Genomic DNA, 17,784 nt, shown 5'->3' on the forward strand with positions numbered 1-17,784 from the left:
ATGCAAAAAGAACGTCAAATTCTAAGTTTTTCGCTTGGATTTGACGTTCTTTTTTACTTTAAACTCTTGTAACTGTTCAGTACCTTCACAGCCCCGCAGACTGCCAGCATAGAAGAAACAACCGCGCGCCCATGCTGTATCATACCAGCCTGCCGACAGCCCCACGGTAAAGGCGTTCTCCGCGATACCGATCGTCGAAGCGCCGCCGATCGCCAGACCCGCGATACTAGCTGCCACGACAAACGCATTATTTTTCCCTTTATATAAAAGGAAGTTCTCTGAATCCTTTTTCTGGCTGTAAGACACATAGATACTGATGCCAAACAGCAGAAGCACATATAAAATAACAATTAGCAGCGGAATATTCATTACTTCGCGCCTCCATTTTCCTCTGCCTCGCGGCAAATACGCTCGTAGGCTTCCTTTGTCTGTGGGAGCACGCTTCCGCCGTACGGAATTACATATACATCTTTTCCGTTAAAGTCTACCTCTGCCAGCAGATCCTTCATATCTTTAAACGATCTTACGCCCATATCCCGAACCAGCTCCGGCTCCATGGAAGACAGAAGCAGCGTCTTCGAACGACGGATGGACTCGCAGGCTGCGTAGAAAATATAGCCGCCGATGGTGAAAGACGCACGCAGTGCCTCATCCAGGCATCCCTTAGAGAGAGGCTTAATCCAGTCGAAGAAATCTTTGGAACCGCTTCCCTCCGGGCATTCCGCCAGCATAATGAGTGTACCGCCCTCTTTGACCGCTCTCGATGCGTTAAACAGCGTCTTGGTGGACTGATAAAAATTCAGATCCTTCGGGAAACCGCCGCAGCTTGCAATTACGACATCTGCCTGATAGTCGATCGGCAGTCCGTATCCCTTCTGTACATAACTGCAGCTTGCCTGCCATGCCTTGTCAAACTCACCACAGAATAAACCGCTGTGGCGGGAAGACGTATCTACCACGATATTGATACCGAATGTAACATGTACCATGGCACCTGCCTCGCGCATATCCAGGTTGATCGGGTTGTTCTCCACCAGACCGCTGCCGACACGCACATCCGTCATTGGTTTCTCCGGATCCAGCGCACGCTCATGGTTCATGCGGATCGTCTCACGGGAAGCAATACCTGGAACGATGCTCTTTCTTCCTCCGCCGTAGCCTGCCATCAGATGGTGCACCGTACCGCCGATGCAGATGACCTTTCTGCCGACTGCCAGCGGATTGACCGATACACGCGTTCCGAAGGACGTCGTACCGATGTATACCAGATCCGGCGCATCGCAGTCATGGTCAGTCACGCTCGCTACATGGTCGTAGACAAACTCGCTTGCAAGTTTTCTGCGATCCTCCGCCGTATTCTTGCGGTGTGTTCCCAGTGCAACCACAACCGCAATCTGGTCATATCCCACGCCCATCTCATCGTGCAGATATTTTACCAGAAGCTCGCAAATCACATCCTGACGCATCCAGAAACGCGTCATATCACTGATCACGATCGTAACCGGATCGGTCGGTGCAATCAATTCCTTTAACGGCTTCGTGCCAATCACACCATCCGTCACACAATGCAAAAATTCTGCTTTTATATCTTCAATGACCCGCATCTTATTTTCATACAGGTATTTTACACTCTTCGCACCGTCAATCTCAAAATCGACCGCCGACGTTCCGTACTTTAAATGTACTTGCTCCATTGTCTTTCTCCTTCACATTTCCTCATCCGCGTTAAACGTTTGCGCTTTAAACCACTAAAGTATATAATAAAGCACCTGTTTTGTCAAGTCTTTCACAAAACAGGTGCTTTATTTTTATAATTTATATGATATTTTTCAATTTTCCCGGTACGCCGCATACATCTGCGTCGTTGCCATATCCGAATGTCCGAGAATCGTCTGAACCGCCCGCATGTCTGCACCTCTCGCAATCAGGTGCGCCGCAAAGGAATGGCGCAGCGTGTGCGGCGTGATATCTTCCTCAATCCCGGCTTTCTCGCCGTAATATTTGATAATCTTCCAGAATCCCTGCCGGCTCATCGCGCCGCCCGTACAGTTGACAAAGAAATAGTCCGATCCCTTTCCACGCAGCAACTCGTTTCTCGCATGTTCCAAATACTCCTCCAGCGCTGCTTTCGCCGAACGTCCAAATGGGATCGTCCGCTCCCTCTCCCCGTCGCGACAGACCAGAAATCCAATGTTCATATTGATATCTTCCATCTGGATCCCTATAAGCTCTGACACCCGGATTCCGGTCGCATATAAAAGAGCCAGCATCGCCTTGTCCCGAATCTCCTTCGGTGTTTGCCCGGATGGCTGTGCCAGAAGCGCTGATACCTGATCGACACTCAGGACCACCGGCGCCTTTTTCTCCACTTTCGGCGCATGCAGACTTTCCGCCGGGTTCCGCCGGATGCATGCCTGCATACATTCATAATTAAAAAACGCTTTCATCGCCGCCATCATCCGTGAAATGGTGGTAGCCGCCTTTCCCTGCTCTTCCATATGAAGAATATATCCATGCAGGCTGGTCTTTGTCACCTTCGCCGCCTCCCGGATCTCTTTCTCCTCCAGATAAGTAATCATCTGCATCAGATCTCTCCGATATGACTGTACGGTATTTTCCGATGCCTGTTTTACCTCCCGCAGGTACTGTTCAAATCTGTCTACTTCCCCTCTCATACTTCCCCAATCTATTCTCGTAACCATTTCCGCCATTCTTTTATTCACGGCATTTTCTGCCAACCCCCCAGCCTGCAGGACAAATATCGTTCCGCGGTAATCCTATCGATTTCTCCATCCGAACCATCCATTCTCCTGAGGTTTTCTCACCCTATCTGCAACTTACCTTCTTCTCCACAAACAGGGCTTTTATCGTCCGCAGGTATCATTATATCTACATTTTCCCATAAAATCAAACATAATTTTCCCCACTTTTCCTACATTTTTCGACTGATTTACATAAAAATACAACATATGGTGCGTCCACTTTTTTCACCCCCATATGTTGTAAATTTTGAATTATATTTTTATTCGGACAGCCCCATTAAAACGGGCAGTGTGAGACCAGTAATGATACAAAACCAGGATTCAGCCACACTTCCAGCGCTGTTCCCATCCCCAGCACCAATAAAAGGATTAAAAATCCAGCCGTCCGTATCCGCCTCTCTTTTGCAAGCGCCCAGGAAAGAAGCAGCCAGAATACAGGAATATAAAACACCACCTGTGGAAATAACGTTGCCACAAATACAGGCAGTCCCCAAAAACCGCCCCAGCCAGTAAATCCTGCCAGCAGCCATGCCTGCTCCAGACCTAAGACGAGACAAGCCCCCCACGCAGCCAGGCATGCGACCGGCGTCATACCTGCCAGCCACAGCATCAGCGCCATCCCTGACCGCTGCAGCCAGACCTGAAAAAACAAAGTTCCCCGGCTGGCTGCCTTCATTCCGGCGTTTAGATGCCACCCGGCACCCGATGGATCTCCAATTTCTTGTCCAAGCCTCGCTGCCAGCACACTTTCCATCCCGGCATGTCCGCTCCCGGACGAAATTTGAAAACAAACGGCTGCTATCGTCCCCAATACAATCCCAAGGATCCAAAAAAACACTGATACATCCCAGGTACTTAAAGCCGGAAGCCGGAATCTCCTTTTCACATGCAATCCCTGCCTATTCCTTTGTTACCTTATCTGTATTCAGTGTTTTTTATAATATGCCTTTATATCTGCCTCTATATGCTGTTAGCTTCATGCGTCTTTCAGCGTTTAATCCATATATTTATTTCATCACAGATGCTTACATTGCTTCGCTGATCCTTATTTTTACTTCTGTCCTGCTTTGCAGGCATACGCCAGAATCGCGGACACAGTCTTTCCATCCGTCAGTTCTCCTGCGTAGATCCGTTTCAAAAGGTCGGAAAGTTCCCACGCCTCTATCTCAATCTCCTCGTCCGGGTCAAGATGCTGATGGGTTTTCTTGAGATCGCGTGCCAGAAAAATATCCAACGCCTCATCACAGAACGCGATCGTTGTGTTGACGCTCATCAGATATTCCAGATGGTCACAACGGTAGCCCGTCTCCTCCTCCAGCTCGCGGTACGCGCAGTCAATCTTCGCCTCATCCGGCGAATCCAGCTTACCAGCCGGAATCTCCAGTGTATAGCGGTCCAGCGCATTGCGGTACTGACGCACCATGAGAATCTTTCCATCCTCCGTAACCGGAAGCACCGCTGCCGCGCCGTCATGATGGATAAAATCCCATTTTGCCTGATGTCCGTTTACCTCGACGGTATCTTCGTACATTTTCAAGATGGTTCCCTGATATTTTAACTCTCGTTTCAGACGTTTGACCGGCACGGACTCCAGCGATGCCTGCTTTTCTACTTTCTGTTCCATATTTCCTCACCCTTATGTCCAGGTTCCTTCTGGGTTCTTTTTCAACATTTTTTCACTATTTCAGGTCGATGCACTTCTCATAGCATGCGTCACATGCCTTGATAACCGCATTCCGCAAACCATACTCCTCCAGGACGCTCACCGCGTAGATCGTCGTGCCGCCCGGCGAGCAGACATCATCTTTGAGTGCGCCCGGATGCTTGCCGGTCTCGAGTACCATCTTCGCACTGCCGACAACGCCCTGCGCCGCCATCCGGTAGGCCACATCTCGCGGCATGCCGTACTTAACGCCCGCATCTGCCAGCGCCTCGATGAACATATAGATGTATGCCGGTGCACTGGAACTGATACATACAACCGCATTCATCATATATTCCGGAACGATCTCCATCATACCAAAAGATTCAAAGAAATTGCTGATCATCTGCTTTTCTGTCTCTTCAAACAGCTTCTTGTCGTAGCAGACACCTGTCATACCCTCGCCGATCAGCGCCGGCGTGTTCGGCATCGCACGCACGATACGGCGGTCACCGCCCAGCTTCTCGTTGACACTGTCAATCGTGATACCCGGTGCAATCGAAATAATAATATTTTCTTTCGTTACATGGTCCTTGATATCTGCCAGTACATTGTCATAAAACTGCGGTTTTATAGCTAATACGATATATTTTGCATTTTCCGCACAATCCTGGTTTGTGTCAACCGCCTTGACACCTGTCTCTTTCTCTATCTGTGCCACTCTCCGGCGGTTCAGATCCGTAAAAGTGATGTCTTCCGTTTTATATTTGTTCAGCAGGCTTCGCATGATCGCATAGCCGATATTTCCCATTCCGATAAAACCAATTTTCGCCATAATCTTTGTCTCCCTCCATCTGCCATCCGGCACTTCCCTGCCGGATGATCCTCCATTTGTTGTCTGACTGCAGCTACTCTTTCCAACAGCCACATCTGGCTTTTTATTCAGCATCTTGATAACGGTTCAATCTTCTTACCATTACGCCACAATAAATGCATGAAGCTGCTAAATAATCACTATTTTTCAACTCTATCATGCTATAATACTCGTCTTTTGGACAGTTTGCAAGCAAAATTTCTCCGCCTGCCTTCACGCTCACGACCCTTTATTTTACCCTGCTCATGCAAATTTTCAGTCTGTCCGAAAAACAGAGTTTCCGTTTTCCGCTTCATGAAAAAAAACTGTATTTTTCTGTATTTCTTTCTCTCTCAAAAAAGATGTAAAGAATGTGCCTTGGCACATTCGGGCGTCTCGCGCGGTCGCTTGCGACATGTTTCTGCTTTGCGCGAGCGCGCATCCTCGCGGAGCGTTTTTTTGTTTCATAGGACGCAATTTCCCATGAAACAAAAAAGTCTTATGAATGTAATGTATCTTCATCCATAAGACTTTTATTTTCATGCTCAAGTTTACTCCATGCAGCCCTGCTGCCGGGTTTTATTTGGCGTACTCGGTAACTCTCGATTCACGGATTACATTGACCTTGATCTGTCCCGGATACTGTAACTCTTCCTGAATCCGCTTTGAAATCTCTCTCGCCATCAGAACCATATCATCGTCGCTGACCTGTTCCGGTACAACCATGATACGCACCTCGCGACCTGCCTGAATTGCGTAGGATTTATCAACACCCTTATAGGAGTTCGTGATATCCTCCAGCTGTTTCAGACGGTTGGTATATGTTTCCAGAGTCTCTCGTCTCGCACCTGGACGTGCCGCTGAAATCGTATCAGCTGCCTGTACCAGACATGCAATCAAGCTCTGTGGCTCTACATCGCCGTGATGGGCTTCCACTGCATTGATAACGGTTGCGGACTCTTTGTACTTCTTACAGAGCGCCACACCCAGTTCTACGTGGGTTCCCTCCTGCTCGTGATCGACTGCCTTTCCAATATCATGTAATAAACCTGCACGTTTGGCGGTCCGTACATCGACGCCCACCTCAGCCGCCAGAAGTCCGGCTAACTGTGCAACCTCAATCGAATGCTTCAATGCATTCTGACCGTAACTTGTCCGGAATTTCATCTTACCAAGCAGCTTGACAAGTTCCGGATGGATACCATGAATGCCAACTTCCAGAAGAGCCGCTTCGCCCTCCTCGCGCATCATGTTTTCCACTTCTTTCTGTGCTTTCTCTACCATCTCTTCGATTCTGGCCGGATGAATCCGTCCATCCACAATCAGACGTTCCAGTGCAATACGCGCTACCTCTCTCCGGATTGGATCGAAGCCAGACAGGACAACTGCCTCCGGCGTATCGTCGATGATCAGTTCCACGCCCGTCAGAGTCTCCAGTGTACGAATATTTCTTCCCTCACGTCCGATAATTCGTCCCTTCATCTCATCATTCGGAAGCTGTACGACTGATACGGTTGTCTCAGCCACATGATCCGCAGCACAGCGCTGAATCGCTGTCACCACATAATCCTTGGCTTTCTTCTCTGCTTCCTCTTTCGCTTTCGCCTCGAGATCTTTGATCAGCTTCGCCGTATCATGCTTTACATCTTCTTCCACGGAACGCAGCAGATATTCCTTTGCCTGTTCAGAGGTTAAACCGGAGATCTTCTCCAGTTCCAGCATACCTTTCTCATAGAGAGCCTCTGCCTCCGCAGTCTTTCTCTTGAGTGCCTCCTCCTTGACATTCATACCCGCTTCACGCTTTTCCATCGCTTCTGCTTTTTTGTCCAGGTTTTCTTCTTTGCTCAGTACACGTCTTTCATAGCGCTGAAGCTCAGCTCTTCTTTCCTTTGTTTCTTTCTCAAGCTCATTCTTTGTCTTTAACGACTCTTCCTTCGCTTCAAGGAGAGCTTCTCGCTTCTTTGTCTCAGCAATTTTCAATGCTTCATCTATTATTTCCCTGGATCGTTCTTCTGCGCTGCCAATCTTCGCCTCATATGTCTTCTGGCGATGCTGGTTCGCAACGACCCAAGTAATAGCTGCTACAATAACACCTGTAACGATAACCGCAATTATTACTTGTGACACAGGAGCACCTCCTTATTTAGTTTTCATTGTACGAAAATACAATACTATAATTTTAAACGGTTTTATACAGTATGTCAAGCAGAATAAGCGCTTCCTAACCAGCTTCCGTTACTGTTCACACACGTGTGCCCAGCAACGGGATTTTGCCGATGCTACGCATTCCAAATCGGCAAAATCTGCTGCCGGAACTGTATCGTACGGAATTTTCAGTTCAGAAAATTCCTACCTGTGAACAGTTACGAGGCGCCTTCAGACAGCGTTCTGTTCTGTTTCATAATACATTTGCACGTTCACAGTCATGAAACAGAATCCATTCAAAATTATCTTTGGTAAATGACTCTGCGCCTGAAAGTCAACTAAGTGCATCCTCCTGCTCCTTCATCTCTCTCCGGATATCTTCCCATGAAAATCCCCGCCTCATCAGATAGGCAATGATCTTTTTTTCCTCCTCCGGCGCTGTCTCTCCCGCCCTGTAATGCTTCTTCTCAAGCAAGACGCGGATTGCCTCGCCCGAATCATGTTCTGTCTCTTCCAGCTGCTCCCGGATGATCTCGCGCGATATGCCTTTTCGCTGCAGGTAAAGCTTCAATTCCGCCTGGCTTTTCCGCTTTCCATGAACCTGCAGGTAATTCGCCGCATATCTGGCATCGTCCACAAAATGATATTCCTGCAAAAATCCAATCGTCTCCTGCACGATCGAATCCGGATATCCGTCCTGGAAAAGGCGGCGGCACATTTCTCCTTCCGTCCGGTCCTGCACCTTCAAAAGATTCAGCGCCCGTTCATGTGCCCGGCGGCTTAAAAGATCCAAAAGTTCCCTCTCCGTTCTTTCTTCCAAAACCGCGCCCTCACAGACACCGTATTTTTCTAATTCCCCATTATATAAAAGAAAGGCAAAGTCCTCATCCGTGAAAACTTTGCACTTTCTCTTATCCAGGGATTCTACGCGTTCAATCCGCATATACAGCCCCTTTTCATAGCTACAGTTCACACGCTGCCAGCTGTAACTTTTCCTGTTACTGTTCACACATATGTACCCTGTAACAGGATTTTACTCTATTTTTCGTCCTCTGCGTCCACTCCTACCGGCGGAAGCTCCGTCGGTGCTTCCTTGGACGTCTCCGGCATCATCGTGTCTTCGGAAAGTCCGTATTTGACACGTACCTTGTTCTCAATCTCAAGGCAGATTTCCGGATTTGCTGCCAGGAAATTCTTCGCGTTCTCGCGTCCCTGACCGATCTTGCTGCCCTCATAAGCATACCAGGCGCCGCTCTTCTCCACGATGTTCTCCTTCGCCGCCAGATCCAGGATATCGCCCTCACGGGAAATACCTTTTCCGAACATGATATCAAACTCTGCCTCACGGAATGGCGGAGCAATCTTGTTCTTCACAACCTTGATGCGGACACGGTTTCCAATCACTTCTCCACCCTGCTTCAGAGACTCAATCCGGCGGACATCCATGCGGACGGAAGAATAGAACTTGAGTGCCCGTCCACCGGTCGTAACCTCCGGGTTTCCGAACATGATACCAACCTTCTCACGCAACTGGTTGATAAAGATAACGATACAATTTGAACGGCTGATTGCTGCGGTCAGCTTTCTGAGTGCCTGCGACATCAGACGTGCCTGCAGACCTACGTGGGAATCACCCATCTCGCCGTCAATCTCTGCCTTCGGAACCAGTGCGGCAACCGAGTCCACAATCACGATATCGATCGCACCGGAGCGCACCATCGTCTCGGTAATCTCAAGCGCCTGCTCGCCGTTGTCCGGCTGGGAGATATACAGATTATCGATATCAACACCTATCTTCTTCGCATATGCCGGATCGAGTGCGTGCTCTGCATCGATAAATCCAGCGATACCGCCTCTCTTCTGTACTTCTGCCACCATATGCAGGGCAACCGTCGTCTTACCACTGGACTCAGGTCCGTATACCTCGATGATTCGTCCCTTCGGAACACCGCCCAGTCCCAGTGCAATATCCAGGCTCAGGGAGCCGGTCGGAATCGTCTCTATATTCATATTCGCACCAGAATCACCCAGCTTCATCACCGAGCCTTTTCCGTATGCTTTCTCAATCTGTGTCAACGCAGCATCCAATGCTTTCAGCTTGTCTTCTTTATTCATCTTTCCCTCCAAAGCGCCGCTCCGCGGCCAATCACGAACAAACGTTCTAAACTTAGCTCTATCATAGCGGATCCGGCTGTAAATGTCAACTGTTTTCTTTTGGTTTTCCCCCGGACGCACTGCAGGATGCTGCCGGATCTATAACCTGATTCTGCGATTCAAAGTATCTACAATTATATCATTTTCCGGCTGGTTCTGTCTATTATTTTGCCGAGAAAAGCTGCTACCCGAACTGTGTCGTACGGAATTTTCAGTTCAGGAAATTCCTACCTGTGAACAGTTACGCTGCCACCATTACTGTTCACACAAAACCTTCCGTTGCAAAAATGCCTGCCTGTACACGTCATCTGGCACCGCCCCGCTTCTACTCTAACAGCCGCCCGATATCCAGTGCCCCCCAGCCCTGTTGGTTGCGCGGCAGCCCCAGATCCACTGCCCGCTCTTTAAAGCGAAGCTTCACATCCCGGTTCGTCATGTCCGGGTTCTGCTCCAGCAGAAGCGCCGCCGCCCCCGCGACAAGCGGCGTAGACATGGACGTCCCGCTTTTAAAACGGTACCCGTTCCGCCGCAGGTTACAGCTCACGATCCGTGATCCAGGCGCCACAATGTCCGGCTTGCAGATGCAGGCGTCCGTCGGACCCCGCCCCGAATAGTCCACCATCCGGCTGCCTGCCACCTCTACCTCCCGGTCATCATCCGCACATCCCACCGTGATGACCTTCCGGCTGATCCCCGGCGTTGTGATCGTGTGCGCGGCTGGACCATTATTTCCCGCTGCCACCACGACCACATACCCGGCATCCCACGCCGCATCGACACCGCGCACCAGCGCCGAATCTTCGCTCATTCCCTTCGGTGTAAAGGAGCCAACCGATATATTGATAATCCGGATCCCGTACTGGCTGCCATTCTGGCGCACCCAGCGAAGCCCTGCCAGCACATCCGATACATACCCATTTCCCCTCTGATCCAGCACTTTCAGGCAGACCAGCTGCGCCCCCGGCGCCACACCCTGATAGCGTCCCGCCGACGCCGTGCCGCTGCCGGCAATCATCCCTGCCACATGCGTTCCATGCCCATTGTCATCATACGGCTGCTGTTTTTTCTTAAGGAAATCCCGAAATCCGTAAACGCAATTTTCCAAATCCGGATGCAGAAATACCCCTGTGTCCAGGATCGCCACCCCGACGCCTTTTCCTGTCAGTCCTCGTCTGTACGCCTCATTGCAATGAATCCATTCTCTCGCCCGGTTCACAGGAAAAAGCCCCCATATTCTTCCCTTACTGTTAGAATATGGGGGCTTTCGCCGTATGTGAATGCAGCCTCTTATTTGTGGAAGCTGTAATAGACGGTTCCGCCTGCCAGTCCACCGCGGAACTGCGCCAGCTCACTGACCGTCACCAGCTGATAGCCGCGCTCCACAAGCGCCGGAATAATCGTGACTGCCGCGTCACCGGAAGCATTGTAAAGCTCATGCATCAGAACCACCGAGCCATCTTTTACCTGGTTTAACACGGTCTGCACCGACGAAGCCGCATTGCGCGTCTTCCAGTCCAGCGTATCCACATTCCAGAGTACGATCGGCTGGCTGATATTGGCAAGCACAGTGCTGTTTTTTCCACCGCCCGGAAGACGGACTGTTTTCGGTGCCTCGCCTGTGATCGCGGCAACCGCCTGATTGCAGGCCTCCACCTGCTGACGAATCTCCTGTGCGCCTAACTTCTGGAGATACTTGTGATCCTGCGTGTGATTTCCAATCTCATGCCCATTGGCATACATCCGCTGAATCTCACTCTTATAGGAATTCACACGGTTTCCGACCACATAAAAGGTCACACGGCCGCCGTACTGTTCCGCGCAATCCATGATGCGGTTTCCAACCGGGGCATACGGACCATCATCAAAGGTCAGTGCCACCATCGGTGCATTCGGATCGATATAACGACCGCCGCTGGCTACCATTCCATCCGGAACCTGGCTGTCCCCCTGCTCCGTTCCCTGTGTCTCAGAAGCAGTCTGTCCGTTATTTCCTGTCTCCTGGTTCTCTGTTGTCTGCTGTCCTTCCGCTGCGCCAGCATGATTCTCGCTGCCAGCAGCCGTCTGTGCATCCCCCGCCTCATTCTGGGAACCGGACGCCTGCTCCCGCCTCTGAATCAGCTCCATATCCGATGCCGGTCCGGACGGCACATCATCCGCATACGCCGCAAACGACGCCCCTACCGTACAGACCGCCGTAAGTAACAGTGCTGCTGCTCTCATTTTCCATGTTTTTCTCATACCGCTCCAAACCCTCCAAATCGTTTTCTTTTTCTTCTGCCATTCCGATGCAATCCGGAACAGCCGACCATGTGACATACTCACGTACAATGGTTTTATTATATCACACTCTTTCTTTATTAAGAACACTTCGTCCCATTTTACTTCTTACATTTTTCTGACAAGGTTAGTGTTCACGCATATGTGCCCGGTAACGGAATTTGCCGTGGCTTCGCAATTAAATACGGCAAATTCCTGCTGCCGCCACGTTCTCTTATGACGCTTTCGATCCCAAATGTGCCTGTAAATAGTTCCAAAGAATATTCATAAGTATTTTTAATAAATATTTCATATTGTGTAATACACCTAATATATGCTATGATAAAAATGATGTCGTTACGCATCACAACGCGTGCAACGTAACACATGGAGTTTATTGACAAAAGAGTTGAAAGGAAGTAACAAATGGGCGGATTTTTTGGTGTCACATCAAAAACAAACTGTACACTGGATCTTTTTTTTGGTACGGACTATCATTCCCATCTGGGAACACGACGCGGTGGTATGGCGGTTTATGGAGAAAACGGTTTCAGCCGTTCTATCCACAATATCGAGAATTCCCCGTTCCGTACAAAATTTGAGCACGATGTCGATGAAATGCAGGGTAACATGGGCATCGGCTGTATCTCAGATATGGAACCGCAGCCTCTGTTAATTCAGTCGCACTTAGGAAGCTATGCCATCACCACAGTCGGCAAGATCAATAATGAAAAAGAGCTGATTCAGGAAGCATTTAAGAAAGGGCATATTCATTTCATGGAAATGAGCGGCGGCAAGATCAATGCAACCGAGCTGGTCGGCGCCATCATCAGTCAGGCAGATTCCCTTGTTGAAGGTCTGAAACTGGCACAGGAAAAAATCAAGGGTTCCATGACCATTCTCCTGCTGACCCCGGAGGGCATCTATATCTCCCGTGACCGCCTCGGACGTACCCCGGCGATCATCGGACGCAAAGATGGTGCGTTCTGTGTTTCCTTTGAAAGCTTTGCATACATCAACCTTGGATACACGGACTACAAAGAACTGGGACCGGGCGAGATCGTCCGCATGAACGCCGACGGCGTAGAGGTACTCAGCCCGGCTCGCAAGGAAATGAAAATCTGTTCTTTCTTGTGGGTTTACTACGGTTATCCGACCTCCTGCTACGAGGGAATCAACGTTGAGGAAATGCGCTACCACTGCGGTCGTATGCTTGCCAAACGCGATCAGTCCGACGCCGATCTGGTAGCCGGCATCCCGGATTCCGGCATCGCGCATGCAGTCGGCTACGCCAATGAATCCGGCATTCCATTTGCCCGTCCATTCATCAAATATACCCCGACCTGGCCGCGTTCCTTCATGCCGACCAATCAGAGTCAGAGAAACCTGATCGCACGTATGAAGCTGATCCCGGTAGACGCCCTGATCCGCGACAAGAGCCTGCTCTTAATCGACGATTCCATCGTCCGCGGCACCCAGCTCGGCGAAACAACCGAATTCCTGTATCAGAGCGGTGCCAAAGCAGTACATATCCGTCCGGCTTGTCCGCCGCTGCTGTTTGGATGTAAATATCTGAACTTCTCCCGCTCTAATTCCGAGCTGGACCTCATCACACGCCGCATCATCCGCGACCGTGAGGGCGACAATGTTTCCCCAGAGCTTCTGGATGATTACGCAAACCCAGACAGCCAGAATTATAAGGAAATGGTCGAAGAAATCCGTAAACGCTTAAACTTTACCTCCCTGCAGTTCCACCGCCTCGACGATTTAATCGAGTCGATTGGTCTGGAACCGTGCAAGCTGTGTACATATTGCTGGAACGGAAAAGAATAATGTTGTAGAATACGTTTCTATGATAACCAAAATGGCAGCCCATCAATTTCTGCTGATGAGCTGCCATCTTTATTCTGTTAATTCTCTGCCAATCGTTTTGTTACTGTACACGCATACGTGCCCAGTAACGGAATTTGCCGTGGCTTCGCATTTAAATACGGCAAATTCCTGCTGCCACCACGTTTTCTTACGGCACTTTCGGTTCCAAAAGTGCCTACCCGTGTACAGTAACATCGTTTTATCAGCACCGTGCCTTTATGGTATATACAAGCACACCGCCAATACCCACACATCACTTCTGCCCTGTCACCATCATATAACGGTTATGTGCGTCCTTCAGACAGGCAATGAGCGGCTTCTGAGTCAGTGCAAAATACCTTTCCCGGATGCTCTGCTGCATCTCGTCCAAATCTGTTTTCAAGCTCTTTCCAAGCAGCATCGACACAACAAAATTGCGCGTCACCGACAAAATCGTATTGCACTCCAGATCAAGAATCTTTCCCGTCGCCCGTTCTACTACAAAACTCACATAAAACTCGCCGTGCAGGCTGTAAATCGCGTCCTCCTTGCTCGGTTTCGCCTGACCTACAACCAGAATCGTATCATCCTTATACATTATATCGTTTCCCCTTTTCTTCGAAACTGCCCTGATAAAAGCAGTTTCATCCATATACTGGTTTTATGATACCATGTTCTTAGGAAAGGTACAAGCTACGCTTCCTCGAAACCATATAAAATATGTAGGATTACAATACATCGTAAAAGGAACCAAACGCTCTCACGAGAAAAGGGATCGAAATCGATCCCTTTTCTCACTCTTCTTAGGTTAACAAGTATGGTTAACAAATAGTTAACAAGTAATTAACAAATGATGTACTTTTTACTGCTTTTCACCACATCTAACCACCCTTAAAACCCTTGAAAAATCAATAATTTTTAGAATTTCCCAGCCTTCGCTGCTTCCTCAATGCCTACCGCAACCGCCACAGTAGCGCCGACCATCGGGTTATTACCCATACCGATCAGACCCATCATCTCTACATGAGCCGGTACAGAGGAAGAACCTGCGAACTGTGCATCGGAGTGCATACGTCCCATGGTATCAGTCATACCGTAAGAAGCCGGACCTGCTGCCATGTTATCCGGGTGAAGGGTACGTCCTGTACCGCCGCCGGATGCTACGGAAAAGTATTTCTTGCCTTTCTCTACGCATTCCTTCTTATATGTACCTGCTACCGGATGCTGGAAACGGGTCGGGTTGGTGGAGTTACCGGTGATGGAAACGTCTACGCCCTCTTTCCACATGATCGCTACACCCTCGGTAACGTCATTCGCACCATAACAGTTTACTTTCGCACGAAGTCCCTTGGAGTAAGATTTTCTCCACAGTTCTTTTACTTCGCCTGTGTAATAATCCATCTCTGTCTCTACATATGTAAAGCCGTTGATACGGGAAATGATCTGAGCCGCATCTTTGCCAAGACCGTTTAAGATAACGCGAAGCGGTTTTTTACGAACTTTGTTTGCTTTCTCTGCGATACCGATCGCACCCTCTGCGGCTGCAAAGGACTCATGACCTGCCAGGAAGCAGAAGCAGTCGGTCTCTTCTTCCAGAAGCATCTTACCTAAGTTTCCATGTCCCAGACCTACTTTACGCTGATCTGCTACGGAACCCGGAATACAGAATGCCTGCAGTCCCTCGCCGATCGCTGCCGCCGCATCGGCAGCTCTGCGGCAGCCTTTCTTGATTGCGATTGCCGCGCCTACCGTGTAAGCCCAGCACGCATTTTCAAAACAGATTGGCTGGATCTTCTTTACCTGATCGTATACATCCAGTCCGGCATCCTTCGTGATCTTCTCAGCTTCTTCGATCGAAGCAATGCCATAGCTATTTAATACGGAATTGATCTTGTCAATTCGTCTCTCGTATGATTCAAATAATGCCATTGTGATGTTCCTCCTTAACTATGTACCCTGTGATTATTCCTGTCTCGGATCGATAATCTTAACTGCATCGTCTACACGGCCGTACTGACCTTTTGCCTTCTCATATGCAGTGGTCGGATCGTCGCCCTTCTTGATGAAGTCGGTCATCTTACCTAAGTTTACAAACTGGTAACCAATGATCTGATCTTCTTCATCCAGTGCAATTCCTGTTACATAGCCTTCTGCCATCTCAAGGTAACGCGGACCTTTTTTCAGAGTTCCGTACATCGTACCTACCTGAGAGCGGAGTCCTTTTCCAAGGTCTTCAAGGCCAGCACCAATCGGAAGCCCCTCTTCAGAAAACGCACTCTGCGTTCTGCCATATGCGATCTGGAGGAACAGCTCACGCATGGCGGTGTTGATTGCATCACAGACAAGGTCTGTATTTAATGCTTCCAGTACGGTTCTTCCCGGAAGAATCTCTGCTGCCATCGCTGCAGAATGGGTCATACCAGAACATCCGATCGTCTCTACCAGAGCCTCCTGAATGATACCTTCCTTAACATTCAGGGTCAGCTTACAAGCACCCTGCTGCGGCGCACACCAGCCAACACCGTGTGTTAAACCGGAAATATCCTTTACTTCTTTGGACTTAACCCACTTTGCTTCCTCCGGGATCGGAGCAGCGCCGTGATTTACGCCCTGGGCTACTGGACACATATTTTCTACTTCTTGTGAATAAATCATTGTAAGACTCCTTTCGAAATGATTGGATTTTGTACTTTGTTAATTTTATCACATCAATCCTGTCCCTATTATCTCACGAAATTCTCAATTCGTCCATAGGTTTTTTGTAACTTTTCAGACGGTTTTCTCATCTTTCTTTCTCTCCAAAAAAACATACAAAAACACGACAAAACTGACGAACAGAATACACCCCTTTACCATGCTGGAAATACTTAACGCCCACCAGATACCGCTAAGTCCCATCACAGAGGACAACAACACCGCCACTGGGATGCGCGCGGAGGTAAAAGTCACGCTAACGATCGACGGATACAGCGTCCGCCCCAAACCGGAAAACGCACCGATCGAGGTCTGTTCCACCATCATAAACATCTGGCTCAGTCCCACGATCCGCAGGTAATTGACGCCGATCGCCATGACCTCTTCTTCCTGCAAAAAGATCGAGAACAGCGGACGCGCCATTCCGATCAGCAAAAATGTCGTGCAGAGTCCCCACGCCGCCGTCATCGCGATCGCACAGAAATAGCCGCGGCGCACACGGTCATACCGCTTCGCCCCATAATTCTGTCCGAGGAATGCATTGACTGCCGCCGAAAAGCCATCTCCGACCATCCAGGAAACGGATTCAATCTGACTGCCAACACGCTGTGCCGCCACTGCCAGATCACCCCATCCGGTGATAAGGCGGGTCAGAATCATCGAAATTCCAGCGTAAATCAGGTTCTGCACCGCCGACGGCACACCGATCCGCACGATCTCCCTCCAAACCTTCACCGGAACCAGCACCCAGAGACGCAGATGCGGAAACAGCACCTTTTCCCGCAGGACTGCCTTGAAAAACAGGAGGCTTACGAGCGCCTGTGCCGTGACCGTCGCCGCCGCTGCTCCGCTGACTCCCAGTTCCGGAAATGGTCCGATTCCAAAGATCAGCACCGGATCCAGCACAACATTGAAGACAAGCCCCGCCACGTTGACGATAAACGGTGTCCGGCTGTTTCCCGCCGCCGTCAAAAGTCCGGTCAAGATCGCATTTAGATAAGAAAAGATCACAAGCCCACAGGCGATCCGCACATACCATTCTGCCTGTGCAATCACCTCCGGGCTGTTTAATTTAAAAAATCCAATTAACCGACTGGCTCCAAAGAGCGAAACCAGCCCATACAGCACGGCAAACAAAATCCCCAGCTGCAGCGCACCTCTCGCATACTGCGCCGCACTGTCATTTTCTCCCGCACCAAGACAATGGGCGGTCTTTACCTGACCGCCCGTCCTCGCCAAAATCGCAAATCCCTGTGAAAACCAGGTATACATACCTGCCGATCCCACCGCCGTGACGGCGCCTGCCCCGAGGCGTCCGATCCACGCCATATCAGTCAGATTGTAAAGCATCTGAACCAGAGAGGTCGCCATGATCGGAAGCGCCAGCCGGGTCAGTGCCGGGGCGATTGCTTCATTCAGCAAATCTA

Annotated in this window: 16 protein-coding genes; 1 reads left to right on the forward strand and 15 read right to left on the reverse strand. The window is 49.7% G+C overall.

The window, feature by feature from the left end:
* Window positions 1–21: 21 nt before the first annotated feature.
* From DXC57_RS03970 to DXC57_RS04025, 11 genes are all read right to left on the reverse strand, one after another.
* Entirely contained in the window at window positions 22–369 is a 348-nt protein-coding gene (locus DXC57_RS03970; protein WP_182457197.1) for a hypothetical protein, read from the reverse strand.
* Complete coding sequence (gene larA / locus DXC57_RS03975; RefSeq protein ID WP_118570070.1) at window positions 369–1,694, reverse strand: nickel-dependent lactate racemase; 1,326 nt, start codon at window positions 1,692–1,694, stop codon at window positions 369–371. Before larA ends, DXC57_RS03970 begins: the two co-directional genes overlap by 1 nt.
* Window positions 1,695–1,829: 135 nt before the next feature.
* Window positions 1,830–2,675, reverse strand: coding sequence for a site-specific tyrosine recombinase/integron integrase (xerA, locus tag DXC57_RS03980; protein WP_118651346.1), 846 nt, complete (start codon window positions 2,673–2,675; stop codon window positions 1,830–1,832).
* A 364-nt stretch (window positions 2,676–3,039) separates the two neighbouring features.
* Window positions 3,040–3,600 carry a hypothetical protein gene (locus DXC57_RS03985; protein ID WP_147354074.1) on the reverse strand — a complete coding sequence of 187 codons (561 nt, stop codon included), beginning with the start codon at window positions 3,598–3,600 and terminating at the stop codon, window positions 3,040–3,042.
* Window positions 3,601–3,813: 213 nt separating this feature from the next.
* Window positions 3,814–4,386, reverse strand: a complete 573-nt coding sequence (locus DXC57_RS03990; RefSeq protein ID WP_118293596.1) for an NUDIX hydrolase — start codon at window positions 4,384–4,386, stop codon at window positions 3,814–3,816.
* Between the two features lie 55 nt (window positions 4,387–4,441).
* Window positions 4,442–5,239 carry a pyrroline-5-carboxylate reductase gene (gene proC / locus DXC57_RS03995; RefSeq protein WP_022359673.1) on the reverse strand — a complete coding sequence of 266 codons (798 nt, stop codon included), beginning with the start codon at window positions 5,237–5,239 and terminating at the stop codon, window positions 4,442–4,444.
* Between the two features lie 597 nt (window positions 5,240–5,836).
* Complete coding sequence (gene rny, locus DXC57_RS04005; RefSeq protein WP_107000340.1) at window positions 5,837–7,384, reverse strand: ribonuclease Y; 1,548 nt, start codon at window positions 7,382–7,384, stop codon at window positions 5,837–5,839.
* 352 nt (window positions 7,385–7,736) lie between these two features.
* Complete coding sequence (locus DXC57_RS04010) at window positions 7,737–8,345, reverse strand: regulatory protein RecX (RefSeq protein WP_107000341.1); 609 nt, start codon at window positions 8,343–8,345, stop codon at window positions 7,737–7,739.
* A gap of 95 nt (window positions 8,346–8,440) precedes the next feature.
* A complete protein-coding gene (recA, locus tag DXC57_RS04015; protein ID WP_243101268.1) occupies window positions 8,441–9,517 on the reverse strand; it encodes a recombinase RecA in 1,077 nt (358 codons plus the stop codon).
* A gap of 364 nt (window positions 9,518–9,881) precedes the next feature.
* Window positions 9,882–10,772, reverse strand: a complete 891-nt coding sequence (locus DXC57_RS04020; protein ID WP_022359678.1) for a S8 family peptidase — start codon at window positions 10,770–10,772, stop codon at window positions 9,882–9,884.
* A gap of 71 nt (window positions 10,773–10,843) precedes the next feature.
* Entirely contained in the window at window positions 10,844–11,794 is a 951-nt protein-coding gene (locus DXC57_RS04025) for a polysaccharide deacetylase family protein (protein ID WP_107000344.1), read from the reverse strand.
* Between the two features lie 444 nt (window positions 11,795–12,238).
* On the opposite strand from DXC57_RS04025, the gene DXC57_RS04030 reads away from it, so the two are divergent.
* The gene (locus DXC57_RS04030) at window positions 12,239–13,645 is read left to right on the forward strand and encodes an amidophosphoribosyltransferase (protein ID WP_118491852.1); all 1,407 of its coding nucleotides are present in this window, start codon (window positions 12,239–12,241) and stop codon (window positions 13,643–13,645) included.
* Between the two features lie 292 nt (window positions 13,646–13,937).
* Here the strand turns inward: DXC57_RS04030 and DXC57_RS04035 are convergent, their stop codons facing one another.
* The 4 genes from DXC57_RS04035 to DXC57_RS04050 form a co-directional block, all read right to left on the reverse strand.
* Complete coding sequence (locus DXC57_RS04035; protein WP_022359681.1) at window positions 13,938–14,261, reverse strand: DUF3870 domain-containing protein; 324 nt, start codon at window positions 14,259–14,261, stop codon at window positions 13,938–13,940.
* A gap of 320 nt (window positions 14,262–14,581) precedes the next feature.
* Window positions 14,582–15,592, reverse strand: a complete 1,011-nt coding sequence (locus DXC57_RS04040; RefSeq protein WP_022359682.1) for a GGGtGRT protein — start codon at window positions 15,590–15,592, stop codon at window positions 14,582–14,584.
* A 33-nt stretch (window positions 15,593–15,625) separates the two neighbouring features.
* Window positions 15,626–16,318 carry a hypothetical protein gene (locus DXC57_RS04045; protein WP_022359683.1) on the reverse strand — a complete coding sequence of 231 codons (693 nt, stop codon included), beginning with the start codon at window positions 16,316–16,318 and terminating at the stop codon, window positions 15,626–15,628.
* A gap of 114 nt (window positions 16,319–16,432) precedes the next feature.
* Window positions 16,433–17,779 carry an MATE family efflux transporter gene (locus DXC57_RS04050; protein WP_337376874.1) on the reverse strand — a complete coding sequence of 449 codons (1,347 nt, stop codon included), beginning with the start codon at window positions 17,777–17,779 and terminating at the stop codon, window positions 16,433–16,435.
* Window positions 17,780–17,784 lie beyond the last annotated feature (5 nt).

Source organism: Clostridium sp. TF06-15AC (genome assembly GCF_003481165.1).
GTDB lineage: Bacteria > Bacillota > Clostridia > Lachnospirales > Lachnospiraceae > Otoolea > Otoolea fessa.

Excerpts from the sequence above, each read along its gene's own strand:
- DXC57_RS04045 (WP_022359683.1), bottom strand. The coding sequence starts at position 16,318 with ATGATTTATTCACAAGAAGTAGAAAATATGTGTCCAGTAGCCCAGGGC.
- DXC57_RS04040 (WP_022359682.1), bottom strand. The coding sequence starts at position 15,592 with ATGGCATTATTTGAATCATACGAGAGACGAATTGACAAGATCAATTCC.
- larA (WP_118570070.1), bottom strand. The coding sequence starts at position 1,694 with ATGGAGCAAGTACATTTAAAGTACGGAACGTCGGCGGTCGATTTTGAG.
- DXC57_RS04035 (WP_022359681.1), bottom strand. The coding sequence starts at position 14,261 with ATGTATAAGGATGATACGATTCTGGTTGTAGGTCAGGCGAAACCGAGC.
- DXC57_RS04010 (WP_107000341.1), bottom strand. The coding sequence starts at position 8,345 with ATGCGGATTGAACGCGTAGAATCCCTGGATAAGAGAAAGTGCAAAGTT.
- DXC57_RS04030 (WP_118491852.1), top strand. The coding sequence starts at position 12,239 with ATGGGCGGATTTTTTGGTGTCACATCAAAAACAAACTGTACACTGGAT.
- DXC57_RS04025 (WP_107000344.1), bottom strand. The coding sequence starts at position 11,794 with ATGAGAAAAACATGGAAAATGAGAGCAGCAGCACTGTTACTTACGGCG.
- DXC57_RS03970 (WP_182457197.1), bottom strand. The coding sequence starts at position 369 with ATGAATATTCCGCTGCTAATTGTTATTTTATATGTGCTTCTGCTGTTT.
- recA (WP_243101268.1), bottom strand. The coding sequence starts at position 9,517 with ATGAATAAAGAAGACAAGCTGAAAGCATTGGATGCTGCGTTGACACAG.
- proC (WP_022359673.1), bottom strand. The coding sequence starts at position 5,239 with ATGGCGAAAATTGGTTTTATCGGAATGGGAAATATCGGCTATGCGATC.
- xerA (WP_118651346.1), bottom strand. The coding sequence starts at position 2,675 with ATGAGAGGGGAAGTAGACAGATTTGAACAGTACCTGCGGGAGGTAAAA.
- DXC57_RS03990 (WP_118293596.1), bottom strand. The coding sequence starts at position 4,386 with ATGGAACAGAAAGTAGAAAAGCAGGCATCGCTGGAGTCCGTGCCGGTC.